The organism is Actinomadura geliboluensis, assembly GCF_005889745.1.
Lineage (GTDB): Bacteria > Actinomycetota > Actinomycetes > Streptosporangiales > Streptosporangiaceae > Spirillospora > Spirillospora geliboluensis.
The window spans coordinates 1-7,255 of record NZ_VCKZ01000438.1 but is presented as its reverse complement, the minus strand read 5'-3'; the positions used below and the strand labels follow the sequence as shown (position 1 = coordinate 7,255).

9 protein-coding genes and 1 tRNA gene are annotated in these 7,255 nt (G+C 69.9%); 8 read left to right on the top strand and 2 right to left on the bottom strand.

From position 1 onward, the window contains the following. Positions 1 to 84: 84 nt before the first annotated feature. The 7 genes from ETD96_RS37735 (at position 85) to ETD96_RS37700 (ending at position 6,206) form a co-directional block, all read left to right on the top strand. The gene (locus ETD96_RS37735; protein WP_138641288.1) at positions 85 to 492 is read left to right on the top strand and encodes a hypothetical protein; all 408 of its coding nucleotides are present in this window, start codon (positions 85 to 87) and stop codon (positions 490 to 492) included. After that, positions 489 to 1,502, top strand: coding sequence for a DUF5131 family protein (locus tag ETD96_RS37730; protein WP_138641287.1), 1,014 nt, complete (start codon positions 489 to 491; stop codon positions 1,500 to 1,502). The genes ETD96_RS37735 and ETD96_RS37730 overlap by 4 nt, the downstream gene beginning before the upstream one ends. Next, complete coding sequence (locus ETD96_RS37725; protein ID WP_138641286.1) at positions 1,499 to 1,678, top strand: hypothetical protein; 180 nt, start codon at positions 1,499 to 1,501, stop codon at positions 1,676 to 1,678. Before ETD96_RS37730 ends, ETD96_RS37725 begins: the two co-directional genes overlap by 4 nt. 131 nt (positions 1,679 to 1,809) lie before the next feature. Next, positions 1,810 to 2,757 carry a bifunctional DNA primase/polymerase gene (locus tag ETD96_RS37715; protein WP_138641285.1) on the top strand — a complete coding sequence of 316 codons (948 nt, stop codon included), beginning with the start codon at positions 1,810 to 1,812 and terminating at the stop codon, positions 2,755 to 2,757. Continuing rightward, a complete protein-coding gene (locus ETD96_RS37710; protein WP_138641284.1) occupies positions 2,754 to 4,331 on the top strand; it encodes a hypothetical protein in 1,578 nt (525 codons plus the stop codon). The genes ETD96_RS37715 and ETD96_RS37710 overlap by 4 nt, the downstream gene beginning before the upstream one ends. Before the next feature lie 383 nt (positions 4,332 to 4,714). Continuing rightward, positions 4,715 to 4,924: a helix-turn-helix domain-containing protein gene (locus tag ETD96_RS37705; RefSeq protein ID WP_205719655.1), complete on the top strand. Its 210-nt coding sequence runs from the start codon at positions 4,715 to 4,717 to the stop codon at positions 4,922 to 4,924. Between the two features lie 58 nt (positions 4,925 to 4,982). Further along, on the top strand, positions 4,983 to 6,206 hold the full coding sequence (locus ETD96_RS37700; RefSeq protein WP_138641283.1) for a tyrosine-type recombinase/integrase: 1,224 nt from the start codon (positions 4,983 to 4,985) through the stop codon (positions 6,204 to 6,206). A gap of 88 nt (positions 6,207 to 6,294) precedes the next feature. On the opposite strand, the gene ETD96_RS37695 is transcribed toward ETD96_RS37700, so the two are convergent. Further along, a tRNA-Asn gene (locus ETD96_RS37695) sits at positions 6,295 to 6,367 on the bottom strand. A 142-nt stretch (positions 6,368 to 6,509) separates the two neighbouring features. Between ETD96_RS37695 and ETD96_RS37690 the strand changes: the two genes are divergently transcribed. Further along, positions 6,510 to 6,782 carry a YtxH domain-containing protein gene (locus ETD96_RS37690; protein ID WP_138641282.1) on the top strand — a complete coding sequence of 91 codons (273 nt, stop codon included), beginning with the start codon at positions 6,510 to 6,512 and terminating at the stop codon, positions 6,780 to 6,782. Here the strand turns inward: ETD96_RS37690 and ETD96_RS37685 are convergent. Continuing rightward, complete coding sequence (locus tag ETD96_RS37685) at positions 6,779 to 7,171, bottom strand: hypothetical protein (RefSeq protein WP_205719654.1); 393 nt, start codon at positions 7,169 to 7,171, stop codon at positions 6,779 to 6,781. The genes ETD96_RS37690 and ETD96_RS37685 overlap by 4 nt on opposite strands. Positions 7,172 to 7,255: the final 84 nt, after the last annotated feature.

Genomic DNA, 7,255 nt, shown 5'->3' with positions numbered 1-7,255 from the left:
CCCGAACCCACCGCCCCGGAACCGCGTGCCGGTCCCGGGGCCTACTTCTGCCCGCGCGAACCTCCGAGGGAGGACGGCCCGCCCATGTCCCACACCTACCCGCCCGCCGAGCAGTGGCCGGTGCTGCAACCACCCGACTGCCCCACCTGCCAGACCCCCACCGAGGTCGTGTTCACCGGCCCCGCCGACCGCCTGGACGGCGGCCAGACCAACACCTGGCACTGCCACGCCTGCCGCACCGACTGGGCCATCCCCATCACCCACTGGCCCATCGCCGACGGCCCCGACTGCCCGTACTGCCTCACCGAGGGCACCAGCTGGGCCGCCATCGCCCCCGACGTCCCCGGCGACCTGTGGACCTGCCACAACGGACACGAATTCGTCCTCACCCCCGACGGCACCGTCATCACCCCCGGCAACGAGGACCTGTCGGACTGGGCCCCGCTCTGGCCGCGCCACAAGCGCAACCCGCAGGACGGAGACACCGCATGAGCGACCGAAGCGCGATCGAGTGGACCGATGCGACCTGGAACCCGGTGACCGGCTGCACGAAGGTCTCGCCGGGCTGTGACCACTGCTACGCCGAGACATTCGCCGAACGCTGGCGGGGCGTGCCCGGCCACCACTTCGAGCGCGGTTTCGACCTGACGTTGCGGCCCGCGCGGCTGCGTCAGCCGCTCACCTGGCGGGCGCCGCGGCGGGTGTTCGTCAACTCCATGTCCGACCTGTTCCACACCGCCGTCCCGGACGAGTTCATCGCCCGGGTGTTCGCCGTGATGCTCGCCGCTGACCAGCACACCTTCCAGATCCTCACCAAGCGGCACGCCCGCATGCGGTCCCTGCTGCGCGACTCCCGGTTCACCGCTGCGGTGTACGAGCGGGCCGCCGCCGACCACGGCCGGGCACCCGTCGCCGCGCCGTACCGGCGGTGGCCACTGCCGAACGTGTGGCTGGGAGTGTCCGCCGAGAACCAGCCATGGGCCGAACGACGCATCCCCGCCCTGATCGAGACGCCCGCTGCGGTGCGGTTCGTCTCCGCCGAGCCGCTGCTGGGCCCGATCAACCTGACCCGGGCCGTGTGGACGTGCGGCAGCGAACGCGCCCACGGGCTCACCGCCAGCTACGTGCACGCCGGCGGATGCTGCGACCGCTTCCACGGCATCGACTGGGTCATCACCGGCGGCGAGTCCGGCCCCGGCGCTCGCCCCGCACATCCCGACTGGTTCCGCTCCCTGCGCGACCAATGCCACGCGGCCAAGGTGGCCTACTTCCACAAGCAGCACGGCGCGCACACCTGGCAGTCACCCGCCCCGGCCCGCCGCCCCGACGGATACGTCAACGCCGCCACCGGCGCCACCCGCGCGCCCGGCGACGTGCCCGAGACCGGCCAGTGGGCGCCGGTGTGGCGCGTCGGCAAAAAGCACGCCGGGCGGCTGCTGGACGGCCGCACCCACAACGACAGTCCCGCCGAGCGTGAAACCGCGGTCAAGGAGGATCGATGAACCGCCGCGAAGCCAAGCGCGAAGCCTGCTACCGCGTCGCCATGGTCGCCGAGAACGCCCTATCAGGTGGGTGGCTCGCCGAGCACTACCCCGACCCCGAGGACGAACTGGCCGTCGCCGACGGCGTCCAGGAGGTCATCGAAGAACTGACGCGCCGCGGGTGGAAGGCGTCATGACCGGCCGTCCCCGGCCTGACCCGCAACCAGATACTCAAAGCCCTCGGCAACGGCGTCGTGCCCGGCCAGGGCGCCGCCGCGCTCCTGGCCCGCCTCACCGCCGACAAGCCACCGTCCGAAGGGAGCGCAGCATGACCGAACCCGCACCGTCACCCGCCCGGTCGCCCGTCCCGGCGCGGCCCGACGCGGCCACGCTGGCGCGGTACGCCCTGGCCTGCGCCGCCCGCGGCTGGCACGTCTTCCCGCTGACCCCCGGCGACAAGGAACCGCCCCACGGGGTGCGGTGGACCCGAACCGCGACCACCGACCCGGCCGTGATCCGGCAGATGTGGGCGCGGCGCCCCTACAACATCGGCATCGCGTGCGGCCCGTCCCGGCTGCTGGTGATCGACCTGGACATGCCCAAGCCCGGCCAGCACCCGCCGCCCGAGTGGGCGGCGCCCGGCGTCAACGACGGCGCCGACGTGTTCGCCATGGTCTGCGAACAGGCCGGACAGCCGATGCCGCTGGAGACCTTCCACGTCCGCACCCGGCGCGGCGGATCCCACCTGTACTTCACCGCCCCGGACGGGATCCGGCTCACCAACACCTCAGATGACCGGGGGAACGGACTGGGCTGGAAGGTCGACACCCGCGGCGACGGCGGATACGTCGTCGGCCCCGGATCCTTCGTCGACCTGCCGGACGGCACCGGCACCTACACCCCGATCCACACCCCGGCCCCGGCGCCGCTGCCCGGCTGGCTGGCCGAACGGCTCCGCCCCGCACCGCTACCACCGCAAGAACCGGTCACGGTGCGGCTGGACCCTGGGCGCCGCGGCGCCTACCTCCACAAGGCGGTCACCGCCAGCCTGGACGCGGTTGCCGCCGCGCCCGAGGGCCGCCGCAACGCCACCCTCTACGGCGCCGCCGTCGCCCTGGGCCAGCTCGTGGCTGGGGGCGCCCTGGACCCCGACGACACCGAGCAACTGCTGACCGCTGCCGCCGTGCGCGCGGGGCTGGCACCCATGCCCGCCCGCCGGACTGTCCGGTCCGGGTTCCGCGCCGGCACTCAACGCCCCAGGAGCGTGCCCGCATGACCCCAAAGCCGCACCTGCTTGTTGGTTCCGGCCCCGAGACCATTCGCGTCCTCAAGGCCGAACTTGCGCGCGGGGCCCTGCCCGACACCTACGTGTCGGCGGGGTCCCTGGTGCACATGGAGACCATCTCCGGCGGGCAAACCAGCCCGGCCGCCGACGAAGACTCGCCGCTGCCGGTCACCGCGAGCCCGATCACCCCGGCCACCCTGGCCGGGCTGCTGGCCGAACACGCCTACGTCTACCGGCTCCGGTCCCGCAAGACCAGCAACGGCACCGAGACCTACGAGGAGGAGGTCACCCCGCCCCGCGACATCCTGGCCTCCGTGCTGGCGGGCAAGACCTGGCCCGACCTGGCGCCGCTGCGCGGCGTGATCGGCGCGCCGGTGCTGCGCCGAGACGGCACCCTGCTGCAACGCCCCGGCTACGACCCCGCCACCGGCCTCTATCTGGCCTCCAAGGTCGTGCTGCCGCCCGTCCCCGACCGGCCCACCGCCGAACAGGTCAACGAGGCCCGCGACTTCATCCTCAACCGGTTCCTGCGCGACTTCCCATGGGCCAGCCCCGCCGATCGGGCGAACTACCTCGCGCTGCTGGTCACCCCGATCCTGCGGCACTTCACCCGGTCCCTGACCCCGTTCGCGCTGATCGACGCGACCATGCCCGCCTCGGGCAAGTCCATCCTGACCGGCGGCCCCGGCATGCTCTACGGCCAGCGCGTCATCCCCTGGGCCTACACCGAAGAAGAACTCCGCAAATCCATCACCGCCGTGTTCGCCGAACAGGTCGGCGTCGTGGTGTGGGACAACCTCGCCGAAGGCACCGTCATCGACTCCGCCACCCTCGCACTGCTGGTCACCGCCGGTGTGTGGTCCGACCGCCAGCTGGGCGCGTCCCGCAACATCGCCACCGTCAACGACCGGCTATGGATGGCCACCGGCAACAACCTCCAAGTCGGCGGAGACATGGCGTCCCGCACCGTCCGGGTGCACCTGGACCCCAACATGCCCCGCCCCGAACAGCGCGACCAATCCCGGTTCGGGATCCCGCACCTTGACCAGTGGATCACCGCCCCGGCCAACCAGCTCACCGTGCTGTGGCACCTGCTGGTGCTGGTCCTGGACTGGACCGGCAACGGCGCGCCGCGCGCCGACACCGTCTCGATGCGGCAATTCACTCCGTGGGCGCAAGCCCTCGGCGGGTTCCTGGCCCACCACGGCATAGACGGCTTCCTGGCCAACGCCGCCGACGTGCGCGCCATCGACGAGGACGAAACCCGCTGGCACGCGTTCATGGCCTGCTGGCACAGCCTGCACGGCTCGCAGCGCATGACCGCCGCCGAACTCCGCAACTCCGGCGAACCCGACCGGATCGGCCTGGACGAACACGACCGGTGGGAAGGCCAGTTCATCACCACCCACACCGGCCGCCTGCCCAACCCGCTGTCCCTCGGGCGCCTGCTCACCGGCCAGACCGGCCGGTGGCGCGGCGACTACGTCATCCGGTCCGGCAAACACGAACGCGGCAACCGGAACGTGTTCTGGGTCGAACACCACGACGGAGAGCCCCATGCGTGACCAGTCCCAGAACCCGCTGAAACATCTCGGCATCTCGGCATCTCGGCAAACCCACCGCCTACCTGCACAGACGCATGCCGAGATAGAACACGGTGCCGAACCTCCATCTCGGCATCTCGGCACCGGCTGCCGAGATAACCCCCCGACTGCCGAGATAGCCCAAGCCCGCTCACCACCATCCCGGCACCCATCACCGCAGCTCACGGCCACAACTGCCGAGATGCCGAGATGCCGAGATGTTTCAGCCCCTCCCGCACAGAGCAACGGCCGCCCCCACCTCCCGGGGGCGGCCGTTCCTCGTTCACCCAAGTTCAGACGGCCCCGGCGGACACACGACCAAGCACACCCGCCGGGGCCTACCTCTCCAAGGAGGTCGCACCATCATGTCCGAACAGCCGCTGGCCGTGCCGCCCGACATGCGCCTGTTCAAGGTCGAAGACGCCATGACCCTGCTGTCCCTCGGCCGCAACACCATCTTCGAACTCATCCGTTCCGGCCGCCTGAGGTCGGTCAAGGAAGGCCGCTCCCGTCTCATCCCCGGCAAGGCCATCGCCGAGTACATCGAGCTGCTGGAGCGTGAGGCGGCGCGGTGAACCCGCGCCCACTCCCCCGCATTCTGACGACCCAACATCCCCGAAGAAAGGCCACAGATTGCCCAAGGACACCGATTCCAAGCGCCGCCCGCGCGGTGATGGCGGGCTCCGCTGGAGCGAGAAGCGTCAACGGTGGGTCGCCGAGGTCACCGTTGGATACACGCCGGCAGGGAAGCGCATCGTGCGCACCGCCAGCGACAGGAGTAAGACCAAGGCGCTTAAGAAGCTCCAAGCCAAGCTGCGTGACCGCGCGGACGGGCTGCCGAGCGAAGACACCCGGTACACCGTCGCCGATGCCGTGAACAACTGGCTTGAATACGGGCTTCCCGACCGCGACAAGAACACCGTGAGGAACCGGACAAGCCTCGCCCGGAATCACGTGATCCCTGATCTCGGCGCCCGAAAGCTTCGCGAGCTATCAGCGGACGACGTAGACCGCTGGCTGGCTCGGAAGGCGAAGACCCACAGCACGAAAACGCTCCGGGAGATGCACTCCATCCTTAAGCGGGCTGTCGCGCGGGCCCAAGCGCGAGACAAGGTCAAGAGGAACGTCGTCCTGCTCTGTGAGGTCCCCCGCGGCAAACGCGGTCGCCCCTCGAAATCGCTCTCGTTCAAGCAGGCCGTTGCGTTGCTCGAAGCGGCCGAAGCCAGCGGTGAGGCCGACATGCACGCCTACATCGTGCTCTCGCTGCTCACCGGCGCGCGTACGGAGGAACTACGGGCCTTGCGGTGGTCCCACGTAGTCGCCTATTGCGACGAACGAGAGACCTGGCTTCCGGTCGATGAGGCCGGATGGACGCACCGTGAGTTCGCCATGTACGTCTGGCGTTCTGTCCGGCGGGGCGGCGACACCAAGACCGAGAAGTCAAGACGCAGCCTGAAACTCCCGGCCAGATGCGTCCTGGCGCTCCATGACCTCTACAGCGTGCAGGGCGGCGCCCACATGGACGCTGGGGGCGCCTTCCCGTTGCCTCCTGACCGGTTCGTCTTCCCGGGCCCAGACGGTGGCGAGCGCGACCCCATGAGCGTCCTACGCGGCTTCCGGAGGGTGGCGGCACGCGCCGGCCTGACGCCAGAAGACTGGACGCCCCGAGAACTGCGGCACAGCTTCGTCTCGCTGCTGTCGGACAACGGGATGCCTACCGAGAACATTGCCCGGCTGGTCGGCCACAGCAGCACGCGCGTGACGGAGACGGTCTATCGGCACGAGCTTCGGCCGGTACTGGAGGACGGCGCCACGGAGATGGATCGCATCTTCCCGGGCATGATCAGCGATCGCTAGTCAGGCAGTAGGTCAGGCACAACGTGTCAGAGCCCGTCTCGGCGCTTCGAGACGGGCTCTGACCTGGGAGTACGCGCCCATAGGGCGGCTCCCGCGATTGGACTCGAACCAATAACCTGCCGGTTAACAGCCGGCTGCTCTGCCGATTGAGCTACGCGGGATCGTGCGTCCGGTGGGGCGTGTGCCCCTGTCGGCGGGTCTAGGTTAGCGCATGTGAGGGGGTCTTCGCGCACGCGTTGTGGATGGGCGGGCGGATGGCGGGTATGGGGGTGGTCACGATTCCGCCGTCAGTGGGAGTTGGACATGAAGACGCGCATGATGTTCATGGCAGGCGCCGCGATCGGGTACGTCCTCGGGACGAAGGCGGGGCGCGAGCGGTACGAGCAGTTGAAGCGGCTGTCGCAGCAGGTGTCGGAGAACCCGAACGTGCAGGAGGCCGCGGGGATGCTGCGGGCGAAGGGCGAGGAGTTCGCGGGTGCGGCGCGCGGGAAGGCGAACCATCTGAAGGAGCGCGTGCCGGAGCAGGTGCAGGGCCGCAAGGCGGACCGGGAGCGGCCTGAGGTGTTTCCCGGTTAGAGGCCGGTCTGGCGGCGCAGTTCTTCGAGGGCTTGTTCGGCCTGGGCGCGTAGGCCGGGGTCGGTCGGGTCCATGCCGGCGTCGAAGACGAAGGTCCAGCGGACGTCGCCGCCGGCTGCGGGGCGCCGGCCGGCGATGCGGACCTTGCCGCCGGGGAGTTGGGCCTGGTGGCTGACCGCGATGGTGGCGGTGACGCGTTCCCGGACGGTTTCGGGGACGGAGCCGGGGTCGGTGAGCCGGATGTGGTGCTCGGGGCCGCCGGTGGTCTCGTGGACGTGCAGCCATCCGTCCTTCCAGGTGGCGTGGTCGACGCGTTCCCAGGGGACGCGGGTGAAGCCGCCGGACGGGGTGGGCAGGTGCCTCTCTCTTATACACATCTCCGAGCCCACGAGACCCTAACACATCTCGTATGACGTCTTCTGCTTGAAAATAATAAACCTAAGCTGTCTATACTTATTTGTGTTAGGACTTGC